This is a genomic window from Flavobacterium sp. MK4S-17, assembly GCF_009848495.1.
Lineage (GTDB): Bacteria > Bacteroidota > Bacteroidia > Flavobacteriales > Flavobacteriaceae > Flavobacterium.
Genome location: NZ_WWEP01000034.1, coordinates 93,153 through 111,772, shown reverse-complemented (window position 1 = coordinate 111,772; position 18,620 = coordinate 93,153). Strand labels below are relative to the sequence as shown.

General features: G+C 39.5%; 16 protein-coding genes. 7 read left to right on the top strand and 9 right to left on the bottom strand.

All coding sequences use genetic code 11. The features are described from left to right. Positions 1-15 precede the first annotated feature (15 nt). From sufC to GSF09_RS11340, 4 genes are read right to left on the bottom strand one after another with little or no spacing between them, the layout of a single operon-like run. Complete coding sequence (sufC, locus tag GSF09_RS11355) at positions 16-762, bottom strand: Fe-S cluster assembly ATPase SufC (RefSeq protein ID WP_159801478.1); 747 nt, start codon at positions 760-762, stop codon at positions 16-18. Positions 763-787: 25 nt separating this feature from the next. Then, positions 788-2,236 carry a Fe-S cluster assembly protein SufB gene (gene sufB / locus GSF09_RS11350; protein ID WP_159801476.1) on the bottom strand — a complete coding sequence of 483 codons (1,449 nt, stop codon included), beginning with the start codon at positions 2,234-2,236 and terminating at the stop codon, positions 788-790. 33 nt (positions 2,237-2,269) lie between these two features. Next, the gene (locus GSF09_RS11345) at positions 2,270-2,644 is read right to left on the bottom strand and encodes a four helix bundle protein (RefSeq protein ID WP_159801474.1); all 375 of its coding nucleotides are present in this window, start codon (positions 2,642-2,644) and stop codon (positions 2,270-2,272) included. 43 nt (positions 2,645-2,687) lie between these two features. Further along, complete coding sequence (locus GSF09_RS11340) at positions 2,688-3,017, bottom strand: iron-sulfur cluster assembly accessory protein (RefSeq protein ID WP_159801472.1); 330 nt, start codon at positions 3,015-3,017, stop codon at positions 2,688-2,690. Between the two features lie 174 nt (positions 3,018-3,191). Here GSF09_RS11340 and GSF09_RS11335 point away from each other — a divergent pair, with 174 nt between their 5' ends. The 3 genes from GSF09_RS11335 (at position 3,192) to GSF09_RS11325 (ending at position 7,721) form a co-directional block, all read left to right on the top strand. Then, positions 3,192-4,052 (top strand): MBL fold metallo-hydrolase, encoded by an 861-nt coding sequence (locus tag GSF09_RS11335; protein WP_159801470.1) that lies wholly within the window; start codon positions 3,192-3,194, stop codon positions 4,050-4,052. A gap of 72 nt (positions 4,053-4,124) precedes the next feature. After that, positions 4,125-5,738, top strand: coding sequence for a S8 family peptidase (locus tag GSF09_RS11330; protein WP_159801468.1), 1,614 nt, complete (start codon positions 4,125-4,127; stop codon positions 5,736-5,738). 93 nt (positions 5,739-5,831) lie between these two features. Further along, the gene (locus tag GSF09_RS11325) at positions 5,832-7,721 is read left to right on the top strand and encodes a M1 family metallopeptidase (RefSeq protein ID WP_159801466.1); all 1,890 of its coding nucleotides are present in this window, start codon (positions 5,832-5,834) and stop codon (positions 7,719-7,721) included. Positions 7,722-8,190: 469 nt separating this feature from the next. On the opposite strand, the gene GSF09_RS11320 is transcribed toward GSF09_RS11325, so the two are convergent. Next, on the bottom strand, positions 8,191-8,871 hold the full coding sequence (locus GSF09_RS11320; RefSeq protein WP_159801464.1) for a S24 family peptidase: 681 nt from the start codon (positions 8,869-8,871) through the stop codon (positions 8,191-8,193). 92 nt (positions 8,872-8,963) lie between these two features. Between GSF09_RS11320 and rnpA the strand changes: the two genes are divergently transcribed. The 4 genes from rnpA (at position 8,964) to GSF09_RS11300 (ending at position 14,035) form a co-directional block, all read left to right on the top strand. Beyond that, positions 8,964-9,347 carry a ribonuclease P protein component gene (rnpA, locus tag GSF09_RS11315; RefSeq protein WP_159801462.1) on the top strand — a complete coding sequence of 128 codons (384 nt, stop codon included), beginning with the start codon at positions 8,964-8,966 and terminating at the stop codon, positions 9,345-9,347. Between the two features lie 114 nt (positions 9,348-9,461). Continuing rightward, positions 9,462-11,099: a S41 family peptidase gene (locus GSF09_RS11310; RefSeq protein WP_159801512.1), complete on the top strand. Its 1,638-nt coding sequence runs from the start codon at positions 9,462-9,464 to the stop codon at positions 11,097-11,099. 112 nt (positions 11,100-11,211) lie between these two features. After that, positions 11,212-13,185: a KUP/HAK/KT family potassium transporter gene (locus GSF09_RS11305; RefSeq protein WP_201309353.1), complete on the top strand. Its 1,974-nt coding sequence runs from the start codon at positions 11,212-11,214 to the stop codon at positions 13,183-13,185. A 16-nt stretch (positions 13,186-13,201) separates the two neighbouring features. Continuing rightward, positions 13,202-14,035 carry an OmpA family protein gene (locus tag GSF09_RS11300; RefSeq protein ID WP_159801460.1) on the top strand — a complete coding sequence of 278 codons (834 nt, stop codon included), beginning with the start codon at positions 13,202-13,204 and terminating at the stop codon, positions 14,033-14,035. Positions 14,036-14,053: 18 nt separating this feature from the next. Here GSF09_RS11300 and GSF09_RS11295 read toward each other — a convergent pair whose 3' ends face one another. The 4 genes from GSF09_RS11295 to pgk form a co-directional block, all read right to left on the bottom strand. Beyond that, complete coding sequence (locus tag GSF09_RS11295; protein ID WP_159801458.1) at positions 14,054-14,503, bottom strand: GNAT family N-acetyltransferase; 450 nt, start codon at positions 14,501-14,503, stop codon at positions 14,054-14,056. Continuing rightward, the gene (locus tag GSF09_RS11290; protein WP_159801456.1) at positions 14,500-15,477 is read right to left on the bottom strand and encodes a DUF4837 family protein; all 978 of its coding nucleotides are present in this window, start codon (positions 15,475-15,477) and stop codon (positions 14,500-14,502) included. The genes GSF09_RS11295 and GSF09_RS11290 overlap by 4 nt, the downstream gene beginning before the upstream one ends. Before the next feature lie 15 nt (positions 15,478-15,492). Next, positions 15,493-17,235, bottom strand: coding sequence for a lytic transglycosylase domain-containing protein (locus GSF09_RS11285; protein ID WP_159801454.1), 1,743 nt, complete (start codon positions 17,233-17,235; stop codon positions 15,493-15,495). 94 nt (positions 17,236-17,329) lie between these two features. After that, positions 17,330-18,517, bottom strand: a complete 1,188-nt coding sequence (gene pgk, locus GSF09_RS11280) for a phosphoglycerate kinase (protein WP_159801452.1) — start codon at positions 18,515-18,517, stop codon at positions 17,330-17,332. Between the last annotated feature and the right edge of the window lie 103 nt (positions 18,518-18,620).

The window sequence follows — 18,620 nt, the reverse complement described above, 5'->3', positions numbered from 1 at the left end:
AACTTTCTAACTCTGTTAATTTTGCGCTTTGATCCAGTCGTAGCCTTTTTCTTCAAGTTCATAGGCGAGTTCCTTGCCACCGGATTTTACAATTTTTCCATTGTAAAGCACGTGTACATAATCCGGCACAATATAATCCAGCAGCCTTTGGTAATGTGTAATAACAATAACAGCATTGTCTTTACTGCGAAGCTTGTTTACACCATTTGCAACAATACGTAAGGCGTCAATATCAAGCCCTGAATCCGTTTCATCAAGAATGGCAAGTTTTGGTTCCAGCATTGCCATCTGGAAAATCTCGTTACGTTTCTTTTCACCACCCGAAAAGCCTTCGTTTAATGACCGTGAAAGGAATTTACGGTCAATTTCCAGCAATTCGCTTTTTTCACGTATTAATTTCAGCATTTCATTGGCCGGCATTTCTTCAAGTCCTTTAGCCTTACGGCTTTCGTTAATGACCGTCTTCATAAAGTTGGTTACAGAAACGCCCGGTATCTCAACAGGATACTGAAAAGAAAGGAAAACACCTTTATGTGCCCTTTCCTCTGGTGCCAGTTCGCCAATATCTTCACCTTCAAGCACTATTTCCCCATCAGTAACCTCATAGTCTTCTTTCCCCGCAATTACCGAGGAAAGTGTACTTTTACCCGAACCGTTTGGTCCCATTATGGCGTGTACCTCACCTGCTTTCACTTCGAGGTTTATACCTTTTAAAATTTCTTTATCTTCAACACTTGCGTGCAGATTTTTTATTGATAACATGTTTATGCTTATATTAAATTCAAGATTATCCTACGCTTCCCTCAAGGCTTATTTCCAATAGCTTCTGCGCTTCAACGGCAAACTCCATAGGCAGTTTATTCAATACTTCCTTACTAAAGCCGTTTACAATTAATGCAATGGCCTTTTCGGTGGGTATGCCGCGCTGGTTGCAGTAAAACACTTGGTCTTCGCCAATTTTGCTTGTGGTTGCCTCGTGTTCTATTTTAGCCGTGGTATTTTTAGATTCTATGTAAGGAAATGTGTGTGCTCCACAGTTATTGCCCATAAGCAGCGAATCGCACTGGCTGAAATTACGTGCATTTTCTGCGCGGCCGCCTATTTGAACGAGTCCGCGGTAGCTGTTTTGGGATTTCCCTGCCGATATACCTTTAGAGATAATGGTACTTTTAGTATTTTTTCCCAAGTGTATCATTTTAGTACCTGTATCTGCCTGTTGGAAATTATTGGTTACAGCAATGGAATAAAATTCCCCAACCGAATTATCTCCTTTCAACACACAGCTTGGATACTTCCATGTAATGGCAGAGCCGGTTTCCACTTGCGTCCATGATATTTTAGCATTCTTTTCGCAAAGTCCGCGTTTGGTTACAAAGTTATACACGCCGCCTTTACCCTCTTTATTGCCGGGGAACCAGTTTTGCACTGTGCTGTATTTAATTTCGGCATCATCAAGAGCTATAAGCTCTACTACTGCGGCATGCAGCTGGTGCTCATCGCGGCTTGGTGCCGTACAGCCTTCAAGGTAGCTTACATAGCTGCCTTCGTCCGCTACCACCAGTGTACGTTCAAACTGTCCTGTTCCTGCCTGGTTGATACGGAAATAAGTACTTAACTCCATAGGGCAGCGCACCCCTTTAGGGATATAGCAAAAGGAGCCGTCACTAAACACTGCAGAATTAAGGGCAGCATAAAAGTTGTCTTTTTGCGGCACTACAGTACCCAGGTATTTACGCACCAGTTCCGGGTGCTCTTTAATCGCTTCGGATATAGAGCAGAAAATAATGCCTTTTTCAGCAAGTGTTTTTTTAAAGGTTGTTGCAACCGAAACAGAATCCATCACAATATCAACCGCAACACCCGCAAGTTTTTTTTGCTCGTCTAATGATATGCCCAGCTTTTTAAATGTATCTAAAAGTTCCGGGTCAACCTCATCAAGGCTGTTATATTTCGGTTTCTTTTTTGGTGCAGAGTAATAGGAAATAGCCTGAAAATCAGGTTTTGCATAATGAATATTAGCCCATTCCGGCTCAACCATCTGTTCCCATGCCCTGAAAGCTTCAAGGCGCCATTCCGTCATCCATTCCGGCTCTTCCTTTTTTGCAGAAAGCGCACGGATAATGTCCTCGTTAAGCCCTACCGGGAAGGTATCTGATTCTATATCTGTATAAAAGCCGTACGCGTATTCTTTATTCTCAAGTTCGACTTTTAATTCTTCTTCTGTATATTTACTCATCCCTTTTTATTTAAAGATTTTAAAATTTTAGATTTAAAAATCTCTCTCAATCTTAGATTTTAAATACTCTATAAATTTTGATAAATTCTTTGATATTTCTAAACTTAACATTGTTGCTTTTTTTGTATCATCGTCACTGCATAAATCTAGTGCTACAGCAAGCAACAGCATACTCCTTACTTCCGCACAACTCCCTTTAGCATGACTAAGAAAGCGTACAAACTGCTTGTTGTTATTGTACTCAGAGCCTTCTGCAATATTGTTACTTATAGAAACTACCGCTCTTTTAATCTGATCTTTAAAACCATACTCTCTTTCAAATTTTGAACTTTCCATTAAGCTAAAAACTTCTTTTGCAAGCAAAATCGCTTTTTGGTAAACTTCAAATTCTGTAAAGTTTTTCGTCATGGTTGTAAAAATCTTTTAATTTTTAAATCAACAATCATTCAATTTATAGCGAAAAACTTTCCCCGCAGCCGCATGTCCTGCTGGCATTAGGGTTGTTAAACACAAAGCCTTTGCCGTTAAGCCCGCCGGAATATTCCAGCGTAGTACCCACCAGGTATAAAAAGCTTTTTTTATCAACCGCAATTTTTATATTATTATCTTCAAATAATTTATCGTTTTCGCCCAGCGCTTTGTCAAATTTCAGTTCGTATGACAAGCCTGAACAACCTCCGCTCTTTACCCCTACCCTCACATAATCGGTAGCAGCATCAAAACCGTCATCCTCCATGAGGTTAACGATTTTCTTTCTCGCTGTATCAGACACTTTTATCATAATGAATTATCTTTAAATCTAAATTTACTGCAAAGATACCCACAATTTTAGAGATTGCAATAAAAGGCATCTTTATTTGCATTATACCTATATAAGCAATACTTATGCCAGCCCTTATATTATTATATATGCCCTAAATTTTATACCTTGGCACCTCTTTTAAATTTCAAAAAGATGAAATTATACCCTATTGAAGCCGGTAACTTTAAGCTTGACGGCGGTGCCATGTTTGGTGTAGTGCCCAAAACCATTTGGAACAGAACCAATCCGGCCGACAATAATAATCTAATTGACATAGCCGCAAGGTGCCTGCTAATTGAGGACGGCAACAGGCTTATACTTATAGATACTGGAATGGGAACTAAACAGTCCGATAAATTTTTTGGGTATTATTCCCTTTGGGGCGATCATTCTATTGATAAGTCGCTTGCAAAATATGGCTTTCACCGCGATGATATAACCGATGTTTTTATGACACACCTGCATTTTGACCATTGTGGCGGCAGTGTTCAATGGAATAAAAACCGCACGGGTTATGAGGTAGCGTTTAAAAATGCAAAATACTGGACAAACGAACGCCACTGGGAATGGGCTACCAAGCCAAATGCCCGTGAAAAGGCTTCGTTCCTGACTGAAAATATTATGCCTATGCAGGAAAGCGGGCAACTGCATTTTATTACACGACCCGAAAATGATTTCCTTGAGCAAAGCGAATTGGGCTTCGGAATTTTTTTTGCTGACGGGCATACTGAAAAGCAAATGATTCCGCATATTAATTATAAGGGTAAAACCATTGTATTCATGGCCGACCTTTTACCAACAGCAGGGCATATACCGCTGCCGTATGTTATGGGCTATGACACCCGCCCTTTGCTGACACTTGATGAAAAAGAAAAGTTTATGAATATGGCAGCCGACAAGGGCTATTACCTTTTCCTTGAGCATGATGCGCATAATGAGATTATAACCGTTCAGCATACTGAGAAAGGCGTAAGGCTTAAAGATGTTTATACGTGCAATGATTTACTAACGTAATGTTAATATTTCTGATTTATGTAACAAATCGAATAATTTTAGACCTATTTTTTATAAAATAAATATTTTACAATGAAATTCAGATCAATTTACCTGTCGGCCGCACTGGCACTTTTCCTTGCCGGTTGCAGCGCCACAAAAAGTATAAAGGCAGAACCTCTTGCCATTACCAAGCCGTTAACGGCTAAAAAAGCAGAACTTACTGAAAACCAGCTTGAGCGCTGGAGCCACCTTGACCTGTTGAGGGATACCATTCCGGGTATGAGTGTTGACAGGGCTTATGAGCTTTTAAAAGACCGCAAAAGCACTAAAGTGATTGTTGGTGTGGTAGATTCAGGTGTAGATATTGAGCACCCGGACCTGCAAGGTGTTATATGGACTAACAGCAAGGAAATTGCCGGAAACGGTATAGACGATGATAACAATGGCTATATTGATGATGTGCATGGATGGAATTTTTTAGGTGATGCCGAACATGAAAACATGGAGTTTGTGCGCATACTTAAAAAAGGCGATGACGGTTCGGATGTATATAAAAGAGCCAAAGCTGAATATGATGAAGAGTACGGCCAGGCTATGGCAGGAAAACGCCGTATTGAGTTCCTTATGAATGCTGACAAAGCCCTTAAAGAGCAGCTTAAAAAAGATAATTATACTGTAGAAGACCTTAAAGGCCTTACTACAGCAGACCCTAACCTGAATGCTGTTAAAAATAATTTTATACAAATATTGGGTGCCATTTCTAAAGAAGAACTGGACAGCGAGCTTCAACGAGCTAAAGAACACTATGACAGCAAGCTTAATTACCACCTTAACCTTAAATTTAACGGCCGTGAAATTGTAGGCGATAATCCTGAGGATATAAATGACAAGAGTTATGGTAACAACAATGTTACAGGGCCTGTTAAAGAAGGTGCAAAACATGGTACACACGTAGCAGGTATAATAGCGCAGGGCAGGAATAATGGTATTGGCGGTGACGGCGTTGCCAGCAATAATGTTTGGATTATGCCTGTTCGCGCAGTGCCGGACGGTGATGAGTATGATAAAGATGTGGCGCTGGGAATACGTTATGCTGTTGATAATGGTGCTAAAGTTATAAACGGAAGTTTCGGTAAATATTTCTCTACACACAGTGATTGGGTTTATGACGCAATAAAATATGCTGCCGAAAAAGACGTACTGATTGTATGTGCAGCCGGTAACGAAGGATTTAACCTTAATACTGACGATAAAGTTATGCCTCGTTATCCTAATGACAACCAACTAAGCATGACTGAAATATCAGACAACTTTTTAACTATTGGCGCACTTAATTATGAAATAGGGCCTGATATGATTGCCAGTTTTTCCAACTACGGAAAAAGCGATGTAGACATCTTTAGCCCGGGAGTTGAGATATATGCCACAACTCCAGATAATGAGTATGAGTTCCTACAGGGTACGTCAATGGCTTCGCCTAATGCTGCCGGTGTGGCTGCACTTATCCGTTCTTACTATCCTAACCTGAAAGCTTCGGAAGTAAAACAAATAATTATGCTTTCCGGCCTTCCTATAATGATTGATGTAGCGGCAGGTGGCAACAATAAAGAACTTAAGCCTTTTAGCGAATTATCGCGCACAGGTAAAATTGTAAATGCCTATAATGCCATAATAATGGCCGACAAAATGTCGAGGGCTAAATAAAATCAGCCTTTAAGCATATATAAAACCCGCAGCCTTTACAAAGTAGGGTATGCGGGTTTTTATTTGCCATTTAAAAATTATTATTTTTATAGCATGAAGAAATTATTTTTTATTGCCGTTTTATCCACCACCTTGCTTTTTGCCCAAAATAAACCCAATCCTGGTTATTGGCAGCAACACGCTGATTATAAAATGGAAGTGGCGATGGATGTAAAAAACTACCGCTATACCGGTAAACAGGAGCTGGTTTATACCAATAACTCGCCGGATACCTTAAAAAGGGTGTTTTACCATTTATATAATAATGCTTTCCAGCCGGGCAGCGAGATGGATGCCCGCCTGAAAACCATAGCCGACCCTGACAAGCGCATGGTAAAAAGCTTTAAGAACGGCAACAATACTATTACAGAAAGTCGTATCAGCACGCTCAAACCGGATGAAATTGGCTACCTGAATATCAGTAATATAAAACAGGATGGTGCAAGTGTAAACAATAACACCGTAGGTACTGTACTTGAAGTAAGCCTTGCCAAGCCATTACTGCCGGGGCAATCTACCACATTTACGCTTGACTTTGAAGGGCAGGTGCCGTTACAGGTACGCCGTTCAGGCAGGAACTCGGAAGAAGGTGTAGCACTTTCCATGACGCAGTGGTACCCTAAAATGGCTGAGTATGATTTTGAAGGATGGCATGCCGACCCTTATATAGGGCGTGAGTTTCATGGCGTGTGGGGCAATTTTGATGTAAAGATTACAATTGACAAGGATTATACAATAGGAAGCACAGGCTATCTGCAAAATAAAAATGAAATCGGCAAAGGATATCAGGATGAAGGCGTTAAGGTAAAATATCCCAGAAAAACAAAAACGCTTACCTGGCATTTTAAAGCACCAATGGTACATGATTTTGCATGGGGTGCCGATAAGGATTATATACATGATATGGTTATGGGGCCAAACAATGTTGAGCTCCACTTCTTTTACAAAGACAATAAAAAATATAACGAAAACTGGAAAAAACTACAGCCTAAAACTGTTGAGCTGCTGGAGTTTTACAATAAGTATATAGGGCCTTACCCTTACAGGCAATATTCTGTTATACAGGGCGGCGACGGCGGCATGGAATATGCTATGTGTACACTTATAACAGGCAACCGCAGCTATGGCAGCCTTGTAGGTGTTACTGCCCATGAGTTTGCGCACTCTTGGTTTCAGCATATTTTAGCAAGCAACGAATCAAAACACGAATGGATGGACGAGGGCTTTACTTCTTTTATATCTGACCTTGCTATGGAAGCTGTAATGCCTAATGATAAAAAAGAAGAACAGGTGCACCCTTTTGTTGACGCTTATGCCAACTATTTTTATATGGTAAAAACAGGAAAGGAACAGCCGCTTACCACCCATGCCGACAGATATGACCAAAATATGCTGTACGGAATATCCGCCTACAGTAAAGGAGAGATATTCCTGGCGCAATTAGGCTATGTAATCGGGCAGGAAAAATTGATGGAAACACTAAAGCGTTTTTACCATGACTTTAAGTTTACGCATCCTACACCGAATGATATAAAGCGTTCAGCGGAAAAAGTTACCGGTGCCGAGCTTGACTGGTACCTTATGGACTGGGCACAAACTACCAATACTATTGATTATAGCATAAAGGAAATTAAAGAAGAAAACGGAAAGGCTACCATTACACTGGAGCGCCTGGGCCGCATGCCTATGCCTATAGATATAATAGCGGTTTATGAAGACGGTACGCAGGAAAGTTTTTACATACCGCTGCAAATGATGTGGTATCAAAAAAGTAATCCGTACCCCAACCTTAAAAGAAATGTTTTAAAATCATGGGACTGGGCACATACAACTTATGAGTTTACTATAGACAAGCCTAAATCTGCTGTTAAGGTTATGGTTATAGACCCTTCAGAACTTATGGCAGACGTAAACAAGGAAAATAATGTTTACCAGGCACAATAATTATCTCCTTAATCAATTTTTAAACCGCCAACTGGCGGTTTTTTTATAAAAAAACCTCTGATAAATTTATCAGAGGTTTTTAAACAGATAAAAATAGAATGAAAAATCTGTTTAAGTATATATAGTGGCGCTAAAAAGTCTTCTCTTTAGCTGGGTTAGATTTGTATTATATAAACAACAAGTTCAATGCCAACAGATAAAAATAAATTATAATAAAATTAAACTTTTAATTATCAGGCATTTAAATACATTAAATGAAATCGAATAGCAATTTAACCAATGTGGATGTGTGGAAAAACTGTAGAATTATACTGTGGAAAATCTACTTTAACAAAAGATTGTAAAAGCTTTAATAAACCTTTTTCTAATCAGGTAATAACTTTGTTCTATCAAAAAGAAATAAAGGGGAAATAAACTAAATACTGAAACGGGATTTCTTAGTTACCGGCCTGTCAATTTATTGGCAGGCCTATTTCATTGCGTTCATCCTCACGCTTGCTTTAACTATGGCCAAAGCCCTTATCCTGCCTATTTCAATTTCCTTATCCTGGTAGTATTTATTTTCGCTGACCAATGTTATTGTATCATAACGGCTGCCTTTATGTACATATTTTACAGTAACATATTCTTCATCACCCATATCTACACCTAAAAGGTACATTTCCCCCCAAAAAATATTATTAGTTACATCCTGCACCTGTTTGTATAGTACAATATCGCCACTCTTTAGTAATGGATACATACTATCACCTGTAATATAAACGGCACCATCGCATTTTGGCAGGTTGGGAATAGAAATATAATCAATAGGGCGGGTAGCTTCGTTATTGCCCAAAAGCGGTACCAGCCCTGCAAAAGCTTCAATATCATAAAGGGGTATCTGCTGGTTCTCTATGCCATAATCTGTTTTTAGCCCGTAACTTTTTATTTTTGTATTACTTATAAGCATTTCCCCGCTTCCGGTCAGCAGCCATTCCGGGTTAAGGTCAGGGTAATGCAAAAGAATTTTTTCCAGCATGTTGGAACCAATGCTTTTACCCTCTTTTACCGCTTTGGAAATACTGCCCCTGCTTGCTTCAAGGCTGTTTTCAAAGGCATAATAGCTAATATTTTTTGCTTCTATATATTTACCTAATCTTTGTGATACCATTTTTATAAGCTATTTAAACACCAATATTAAGAAAATAATCTGACAATAATGCAGCTTTATCCAGTTTTTAAAAAAATGTACCTTTGCCGTAAATGGAAAACCGCCGCTATACATATCCAAAAAGTGAAAAGCTGAAAAGCAGGAATACCATCAGCCGTATGTTTGCTGAAGGTAAATCGGTTTCAAAATACCCTTTGCGCCTTGTATATGTACCGCTTGCAGATAACAGTGATACTATTATAAAAATGGGGGTTTCGGTTTCTAAAAAGCATTTTAAAAATGCGGTTGACCGAAATTACTTTAAGCGACTTCTGCGTGAATCCTACCGGATTAACAAACACCTGCTTACCGATAAGCTTGTAACCCCTTATGCGTTTATGTTTTTTTACCAAAGCAGGGACAGGCTTTCTTTTCAGGAAGTTAATATAAAAACCGTTGCGCTTTTTCAAAAATTCCTGGAGCAGGAAGGTTTATAACCTCTATTGCAATCAGTTATAATATTACTATGCTTCTTTACGTTTTTATCATTATTTTCGTAAAGTATTCTTCATGGCGCAGGATACACTCTAAACAAAGAAACTGATTAAATGATGTTTACCAGATTAAAGAAAAAATATGTTATCCCGGCAGTGGCAATTTGCTTTTTGCTTATAGGCACAAGCTTTAAAAGCGATTTTTTTGAAATTGCAAAGCAGATTGAAATATTTACCACATTGTTTAAAACCGTGAACGTAAATTATGTTGACGAAACCAACCCGGGGGAGTTAATGGACAAAGCCATAAAAAGCATGCTTGCCGACCTTGACCCCTATACCGTTTATTTTAACGAACAGGATGTGGCAAAGTTTAAAATAAACAACACCGGCGAATATACCGGAGTTGGGGCAATAATTACCCGCAAGGACGGAAAGCTTATAATAAAAGAACCATATAAAGATTACCCTGCCGATAAAGCGGGGCTTAAAGCAGGGGACGAAATAATACAGATAGGCGATATAAACCTTTCGGAGTTTAAAGAAGATGCAGGCGAATTGCTTAAAGGTTCCAAAAACACCAAAATAGCCATTAAATATATAAGGCAGGGTAAAACCTACTCTACTGAGCTGGTACTTACTGAGGTTGACGTAAAGGCAGTACCTTTTTTCAGTATGGTAAGTAAGGAAACAGGGTACATAGTATTGTCTCAGTTTAACTCTAAGGCTTCTGCCGAAACAAAGGATGCTCTTTTAAAATTAAAAGAGCAGGGTGCTAAAAATATTATACTGGACCTGCGCGGTAATCCCGGCGGCCTTCTTAATGAAGCCGTAAATATATGCAACCTGTTTGTACCGCAAAATGAGGTTATAGTTACCACAAAGTCTAAAAACGAAAAATATAACAATACCTACAGGACACAAAAGGCCCCTGTAGATACCGAAATACCGCTTGCCATACTTGTTGACGGTAAAAGTGCCTCGGCTTCCGAAATTGTTTCGGGGGCACTGCAGGATTTAGACAGGGCTGTTATTGTAGGCAGCAGGAGTTTCGGCAAGGGGCTTGTGCAACGCCCTATAGACCTAACTTATGGCACACAGGTAAAAGTTACCATTTCCCGATACTACACTCCGTCAGGGCGTGGCATACAGGCTTTGGATTATGCGCATAAAGATGCTGATGGAAAAGCCATCCGTATTGATAAAAAAGATTATAACGCCTTTAAAACCCGCAAAGGCAGGACTGTTTATGACGGGGGCGGTATTTTTCCAGATATTGAGCTTGAGGAGTCCAAACAAAGTGCCATAGCCGATGCGCTGGTAAGGAATGACGGCATATTTAATTATGTCACCAATTATTATTATAAAAACCCCAACCTGGGAACGGCAATACCCCAGCTTACCGATACTGATTATGAAGCCTTTAAGCAGTTCCTTAAAAAAGAAAACTTTGAATTTGATACTGAAACTGAAAAGGCACTGAAAGCAACCCTTGAAGTAGCTAAAAAAGAAAAGGTGGATGAAAGCATTGCTGCAGAATACAAACAGCTTTTAACCGCCCTGCAAAAAAGCGAGGAAAAAGAGCTTATAGCGCACAAGCAGGAAATTAAACAGCTTATTACAGATGAGCTTATTAAACGCTACCAGTATAAGGAAGGATTGTATAAGTACTATGCCACAAGCAACCCAGAAATACAAAAGGCGGCAGCTATTTTAAATAATACTGCACAGTACAATAAAATACTTTTAAAATAATTTAATGAAAGCCCTGCAACACTACAAGCAGGGCTTTTTTATGGTTAAATATTAAGGCGTTACATGCTTTTTTTGTAAAATCATATACATTTGCAGTTTAATTTAAATTATCGTGGGCAATAGTCACAAGCACCTTAACAAAGTAACCTTAGGAGGGCTTATTGTTACTTTGGGCATTATTTACGGGGATATAGGTACCTCACCGCTTTATGTAATGAGGGCTATTTTAGGTAAAACCGAAACCATAAGGGAAGAAATAATACTGGGTGCGCTTTCCTGTATTTTTTGGACACTGACACTGCAAACCACCATTAAATATGTGCTTATAACCCTAAAAGCCGATAACAAAGGCGAAGGAGGTATATTTTCACTTTATGCCCTGTTAAAGCGCTTTAAAAAGAAATGGATGATTGTTCCGGCAATCATAGGCGGAAGCTGCCTTATGGCTGATGGTTTTATAACACCCCCCATTTCTGTATCTTCTGCTATAGAGGGTTTAAGGGTTTACAACGAAAACCTGGATACTGTCAGCATAGTAGTCGCCATTCTTTTTGTCCTGTTTTCCATTCAACGTTTCGGTACTAAATTCCTGGGGCGTTTTTTTGGCCCCATGATGCTGATATGGTTTGGCATGCTCGCCGTACTGGGCATAATACAAATATCATCAAACTTTTCAATACTTAAAGCCCTGAACCCGTATTATATAACCTACCTTTTGGAAATGCACTCCGAAGGCTTTTATGTATTGGGTTTTGTATTTTTATGTACAACCGGTGCAGAAGCCTTATACAGCGATATGGGCCACTGTGGCAGGGCAAACATAAGGGTAAGCTGGATTTTTGTAAAAAGTGCATTAGTGCTTAACTATTTTGGGCAGGGCGCCTACCTTTTAGGGCACTCGGGTGGTACGTTAACAGACATAAGCGGCAATGTTGCTGACCCCGCCAATCCATTTTATTTAATAATGCCTGAATGGTTTCTGCCCATAGGAATTGCAGTGGCCACTTCAGCCGCAATAATTGCTTCACAGGCATTAATCAGCGGTTCATTTACTATGATAAGCGAGGCAATGAGGCTTAACTTCTGGCCAAAAGTTTCCGTTAAATACCCTACCGAACTTAAAGGGCAGTTATATATCCCTTCCGTAAACTGGATGCTGTTCCTGGGATGTACCTCTATAGTTTTATATTTCAGGGAATCCAGCGCAATGGAAGCTGCCTATGGTCTTGCTATAGTAATATGTATGCTTATGACAACTTCACTCCTGGGTATGTTTATGGCAACAAGGCGCTATCATCCAGTTATTATATTTACGGTAATTACGGTTTACCTGGTTATAGAAGGTGCGTTTTTTATGGCTAATATAGATAAGTTTCATAACGGTGGTTATGTATCTGTACTTATAACCGGTGTTTTAGGGGCTATAATGACTGTTTGGTATACCGCAAAACAAATACGCAGCGAATATACCGAGTTTGCAAAAATTGATAATTACAAAACTGTGCTTTCGGAATTGAGTAATGATACCTCGATACCCAAATATGCAACCCACCTGGTGTATATGACAAATGCACAATTTGCAGATGAAGTGGAGTCTAAAATTATTTACTCTATACTTCAAAAAAGGCCAAAACGCGCCGATATTTACTGGTTTGTTCATGTAAATGTGGTAGATGAGCCTTACAGGATGGAATACCGCGTTAGGGAAATAATGAAAGATGATGTTATACGTATAGATTTTTACCTTGGCTTTAGGGTAGCACCCCGAATTAACCTTATGTTTAAAAAAGTGGTAAAGGATATGGTGGCACATGGCGAGGTAGATATAACCAGCCGTTACGAATCATTAAACCGTAATAATGTAATCGGCGACTTTAAGTTTGTTATCATAGAAAAATTCCTTTCTTATGAAAACGAATTGCCTTGGTATGAAAGGATTATCCTCGACCTCTATTTTGTACTCAAAAAAGTAAGCCTTTCCGAAGGCAGGGCTTTCGGGCTGGACAGCAGTTCGGTTAAAGTTGAGAAATTCCCGATAGTTATCCATCCGCCGGAAGATTTAAACCTTACCCGCATAGAAGATTAACCGAAAAAAGCATTTAATGAAAAAGCTCCTGCATATTGTATTCTTTCTCCTTACAGCCAATATAGTAACACTGTATGCGCAGGAAGAAACGGTATATTCCATTTATTTTGAATATGACAAATACAATCTTGATGAAAAGCAGGGCAGTAATCTTCTAACCTTTGTACAGGCAATAGATACTACCCGAATTGAAGCCATACAGATATTCGGCTATTGTGATGACAGGGGAAAAGATGAATATAACTTTAAACTTTCAAATAACAGGGCAAATACCATTAAATCCTTTTTGGTAGATAAAGGCATAAAGAATAAAATTATAGTTACCATAGAGGGCAAAGGCCGTATTTTGCTGGAAGAAGATATTGATAATATATCGGAAGCCCGTTCCAAAAACAGGCGTGTTGACGTAGTTGTAAATTTCAGGCCGGTTCCGCCTCCGCCCATGGAGCCGGGCATGTACAACCAGCTTAAAAAAGACCATGTGGTGGGCGACCGCATTTATCTTGAAAATATACTTTTTGAGCGCGGGAGCAGCAAGCTTACCTATAAATCGAGGATGGAACTGGACAAAATTGCACGCCTTTTACACCGCTATAAAAACCTTGAGTTTGAAATACAGGGCCATGTGTGCTGCACGCCTTCCTTCCAGAAAGAAGCAATAGATAAGGACACTAAAAAACGGGAACTTTCAAAAAACAGGGCATATACTGTTTACAAGTACCTTGTGTTGAAAAAAATAAACGCCAAACGCATGACTTATAAAGGTTATGGTAATACACAACCCCTGGGTAAAGGCTCGGATTATGACAGGCGTGTAGAGCTTGTAATAACCAAAACAAAAGCTGATTAAGGTAATATAATCTGGGGTTTAGGGGGTTTTATGCATCTGTATATGCGGTATTCCATCTTCAGGATATACTTCGCCCTGCTGTACAAAACCGTGGCTTTCGTAAAAGTTTTTTAAATACAACTGTGCAGATATGGTAATAGGGACTTTGCCAAAATTACTATAAATGCCTTGTATTGCAGCCTGTATAAGGCTGTGCCCCCACTTCCTGTTTCTAAATTTCATAGCTATGGCTACCCTGCCTATAGAGGCATCATCAAAATAATAGCCTGGTGCAAAAAGGCGGCTGTAGCCAAAAATTTCATTATCATAAATCCCTAAAAGGTGTAAGGCTTTTTCATCTTTACCGTCAACATCCTGGTAAACGCAATTTTGTTCCACTACAAACACTTCCGAACGCAATTGCAATACTTTGTATAGTTCCTGCAAGGAAAGCTCGTTAAAACGCTTTATTTTAAATTCCGGGTTCATATAAAGCGGATTGATTTAATAATAGATTCCAGTTCTATTACTAAATCCCTTTTAGGTGAGGATGGGCTGTATATAAAGCCTTCAATAATCAGGTAGCTGCTGTTGGCATCGTCCCGAATGGCATAATTGATAAATGGGCCGTTCATAAAATCATTTTCCATTTCCCAGTTTCCGCGCATTTCAAAAGCCCTCCTGTCTTTAAAGCTTGTCATAAACAGGTATGGAGAGTAGGCTTCTTCCGTTACCATATAAGTTCCCTGCTCCTGCCCGTGTATATAGGCGCTGCCTATAGAGTCGCGCATGGCAATAATATTGCTTAAAATGGTCTTGTTTCTTTCAATAACAGTATAAGGCACCCTGTATATTAATATGTTGGTGTTGCCGCTGGGTATATCCTTTTTAAGCCATAAAAAACTGTCGTTTTCAACAGCATAACCATAAGTTGAAGGTATTTTTATCTCGATACCATACTGCCCGTTAAAGCGGGTTTGTGGCAAAAGCCCCAGCTTTTCGTTACGTTGCTGGTTTTCCTCTATTTCGGTCTGCTTAAATTTTCTTATAACCTCATCGGCATGCATATTAATAAGCTCCAGCATATCATCAATACTCTTTCCGGTAATGGTTACCACATTTTGTGGAGCGCAGTAGTTATTGCGCGTAAAGGAATATTCCCTTTTTGCTTTCTGGTCGATAACAATAATATTCCTTCCCCTTTTCAGGCTTCCGTCAAAAGTCTGCTCATGGTACTGGTTAAGTGTAAACAATGGCTCCTCCTGTGGCAGCCCCTCAACAGGTGCAGCCAGTTTTTTACGCAGGCTGTCGCCCACCTCGCCATTCCATAAAACGTCGCTTATAAAAATGGAAACCTCATTTATATTTCCATTGGAAGACATTTCATCCTGATGTTTATTGCGCCCGCAGGCAAATAAACAAAGAACAAAAACAAAACTTATTATTTGTTTTATTCTTCCCATATACAGGATTTAATATTAATTAATAGCTTTTACCTTAAGCTTCATGCCCGGCTGGATGCTCTCATCCTTTATTTTGTTCCAGCTTTTAAGGTTTTCAACAGTTACACCGGGGTGTTTCCTTGCTATACTGAATAGAGAATCTCCCTTTTGCACTATATAAAGGCGTTCCTCCTCATAAGTCGGCCTTGATTTTTTAGGCTCTTTAATAATAGTTGCCACCACAGCCGCTTCTTCTTCTTCTTCAGTACTATTTTGTCCTGCCTCATTTTCTCCAGCTTCCGGTTTTTCCTTTTCATCTGCCTGCGCCAAAGCCGTTTTACTATCGGTAACAGTATCTTTTTCTTTGGCTGCATCTTTTTTAGGAGTTTCCTTTTTCGGTTCTTTGGCAGCTATAGCTTCTTCCTTAGCGGGAACTTCAACTACGGTGCTTGTAACTATTTTTAGCCTTTGCCCTACTTTAATCATATTGCCCCTAAGCCTGTTCCACCTTTTAAGTTCTGCAACCGAAACTCCGTATTTATTGGATATTTCACCTAAATTATCCCCGCTCCTAACAACATACGTCTTGGTTTTGGTGATTGTTTTGGTATCGCCGGAAGCAGATACAACCTCCTGCCTTTGATTTACAAAATGTGGCTTTTCACGCTGATTGCTTTCATAATCTATGTAGGCATAAATAGCATTTTCATTTGAAGTGAACAAGCCTATTTTATCTTTAGGAAGCCTTAAATAGTGTGGCTTTTCAGTAGTATAAGGCACTACATCCAATTTATAAATAGGGTTAAGGAATTGTAATTGCTCTACCGGAACATCCAAAAGGCTGGCAATCTGGTTAAAGGACATTTGCCTTTTTACCATAACCGTGTCGGTTTCAAAATATGTAAGCGGTGCTTTCCTGCCATTGATTCCGTGTTCTTTGGCATATTCATAAATATACATAGTAGCCAGGAAAGCAGGTACATAACCCTGGGTTTCCCTTGGTAGTTTGTTCCTTATATTCCAGTAGTTCTGGTAACCGTTAGAACGGCGTATGGCTTTGGTAACATTACCCGGCCCTGCGTTATAGGACGCCAACACTAAATCCCAGTCACCAAAAATATTATAAAGGCTTGATAGATACTGGCATGCCGCCTCGGTAGCCTTAATAGGGTCGCAACGCTCATCAACATAAGAATTTACCTCAAGGTTAAATTGTTTGCCTGTAGGATACATAAACTGCCATAGCCCTGTTGCCCCTACCCTGCTTTTGGCGCGTGGGTTAAGTGCCGATTCTATTACCGCAAGATATTTTATCTCCATTGGCACGTTATACTTGGCAAGGTATTCCTCAAACATTGGAAAATAATATTCTGAAATAGCCATAAGCCTTTCGTAAGACCTCGGCCTGTTTTTCAGATATGATTTTATAATGTTTTCCAGCCCTTTGCTGTATTCAATATGAAACGGTGATTTTGCATCCATTTTGGCAAGCCTTTCCTGCAAAAGCGGCGTTGAAAGGCTATAGTCCACTTCTTCATCAGGATTTATTTTCTCAATATCCTCCTGCATTGCCTCAAATAAATCCTGGTTAGCCAGCTCATTCATCCAAAGGCTGTCTATACAGGCAAGGTTGCTGTAGCGTACAAAAGAGGATTTGACTGAATCCAGATAAGAGAGTTTAACCTGAGGTGCTGCAACAGCACTATCGGCACTTTCCTGTGCAAATGCAGCAATTGTAAAAATTGAAAATAGTAAGGACAATGTTCTTTTTTTATTCATAATTTCCGTTTTAACCGGTTAAATTACAACGTATTGCAAAGTAACAATGTATAGTAACTTTATTTAGTGATTAATAGTATAAATTTTAACATCCCTATTCCTGAATGGCAGCAATGCCGGGAAGGGTTTTACCTTCAAGCATTTCCAGCATGGCACCGCCACCTGTAGAAACATAGCTCATTTTTGGCTCTAGACCAAATTGTTTTACTGCCGCTACCGAATCGCCCCCGCCCACAAGAGAGAACGCGCCGTTTTGGGTAGCTTCGGCAATATATCCGCCCAATGCAATAGTACCTTTGGCAAAATTTTCCATTTCAAATACACCTAAAGGGCCATTCCATAAAATTGTTTTGGACGCAAGAATAACTTTTTTAAAGTTTTCCAATGACTCCGGGCCTGCATCAAGCCCCTGCCAACCGTTCGGAATTTGTTTTACATCAACAACTTTTGTATTTGCATCATTTTTAAAACCATCGGCAGCAACCACATCTACAGGTAAATGCACCTGTACATTATTGGCTTTTGCCTTATCCAGTATTTCAAGGGCAAGGGCCTGTTTGTCATCCTCACAAATAGAATCACCAATCTTTCCGCCCATAGCCTTAATAAATGTAAAGGTCATACCCCCTCCAATTATCAGGTGGTCAACCTTATCCAGTATATTCTCTATAACTGTAATTTTAGAAGACACTTTGCTGCCCCCCAAAATTGCCGTTACAGGCTTTTCACTGTTTCCTAATACTTTGTTAATGCTGTCTATCTCCTTTGCAAGAAGCGTTCCAAAAACTTTATTTTCGGGAAAAAATTTTGCAATTATAGTTGTCGAGGCATGTGCACGGTGTGCTGTACCAAAGGCATCATTAACATAAACATCGCCCAAAGCTGCCAGCTTTTTAGCAAAATCCTCGTCTCCCGCTTCCTCTTCTTTATAAAAACGCAGGTTTTCCAACAGTAAAACCTCACCCGGCTTTAGCTCCTTAGCTGCTTTCTCAACGTCGCTGCCAATACTGTCATTAACAAATTCCACATCTACCCCCAATATTTCAGACGTTTTTTTCACAATATGCTTTAGGGAATATTTTTCCTCTTTACCTTTCGGCCTTCCTAAATGGCTCATTAAAATAACACTACCGCCATCTTTCAGTATTTTATCAATAGTAGGCTTAGCGGCTTCAATACGGGTAGTATCAGTTATGTTGAAATTATCATCAAGCGGCACGTTGAAATCTACACGGATAATTGCTTTTTTACCTTTAAAATCAATGTCGGAAAGTGTTCTCATGAGTGTGAATTTTAGCTGTTTTTATTCAGGAAAAGCAAATATATATTTTTTAGTTAATACTTTATTAAATGACTGTTGAAAATTAACCCTTAAGCAGGCTATG

What these genes read in the sequence shown, in the direction of transcription:
- sufC (WP_159801478.1), bottom strand. Translation starts at nt 762, where the DNA reads ATGTTATCAATAAAAAATCTGCACGCAAGTGTTGAAGATAAAGAAATT.
- sufB (WP_159801476.1), bottom strand. Translation starts at nt 2,236, where the DNA reads ATGAGTAAATATACAGAAGAAGAATTAAAAGTCGAACTTGAGAATAAA.
- GSF09_RS11345 (WP_159801474.1), bottom strand. Translation starts at nt 2,644, where the DNA reads ATGACGAAAAACTTTACAGAATTTGAAGTTTACCAAAAAGCGATTTTG.
- GSF09_RS11340 (WP_159801472.1), bottom strand. Translation starts at nt 3,017, where the DNA reads ATGATAAAAGTGTCTGATACAGCGAGAAAGAAAATCGTTAACCTCATG.
- GSF09_RS11335 (WP_159801470.1), top strand. Translation starts at nt 3,192, where the DNA reads ATGAAATTATACCCTATTGAAGCCGGTAACTTTAAGCTTGACGGCGGT.
- GSF09_RS11330 (WP_159801468.1), top strand. Translation starts at nt 4,125, where the DNA reads ATGAAATTCAGATCAATTTACCTGTCGGCCGCACTGGCACTTTTCCTT.
- GSF09_RS11325 (WP_159801466.1), top strand. Translation starts at nt 5,832, where the DNA reads ATGAAGAAATTATTTTTTATTGCCGTTTTATCCACCACCTTGCTTTTT.
- GSF09_RS11320 (WP_159801464.1), bottom strand. Translation starts at nt 8,871, where the DNA reads ATGGTATCACAAAGATTAGGTAAATATATAGAAGCAAAAAATATTAGC.
- rnpA (WP_159801462.1), top strand. Translation starts at nt 8,964, where the DNA reads ATGGAAAACCGCCGCTATACATATCCAAAAAGTGAAAAGCTGAAAAGC.
- GSF09_RS11310 (WP_159801512.1), top strand. Translation starts at nt 9,462, where the DNA reads ATGTTTACCAGATTAAAGAAAAAATATGTTATCCCGGCAGTGGCAATT.
- GSF09_RS11300 (WP_159801460.1), top strand. Translation starts at nt 13,202, where the DNA reads ATGAAAAAGCTCCTGCATATTGTATTCTTTCTCCTTACAGCCAATATA.
- GSF09_RS11295 (WP_159801458.1), bottom strand. Translation starts at nt 14,503, where the DNA reads ATGAACCCGGAATTTAAAATAAAGCGTTTTAACGAGCTTTCCTTGCAG.
- GSF09_RS11290 (WP_159801456.1), bottom strand. Translation starts at nt 15,477, where the DNA reads ATGGGAAGAATAAAACAAATAATAAGTTTTGTTTTTGTTCTTTGTTTA.
- GSF09_RS11285 (WP_159801454.1), bottom strand. Translation starts at nt 17,235, where the DNA reads ATGAATAAAAAAAGAACATTGTCCTTACTATTTTCAATTTTTACAATT.
- pgk (WP_159801452.1), bottom strand. Translation starts at nt 18,517, where the DNA reads ATGAGAACACTTTCCGACATTGATTTTAAAGGTAAAAAAGCAATTATC.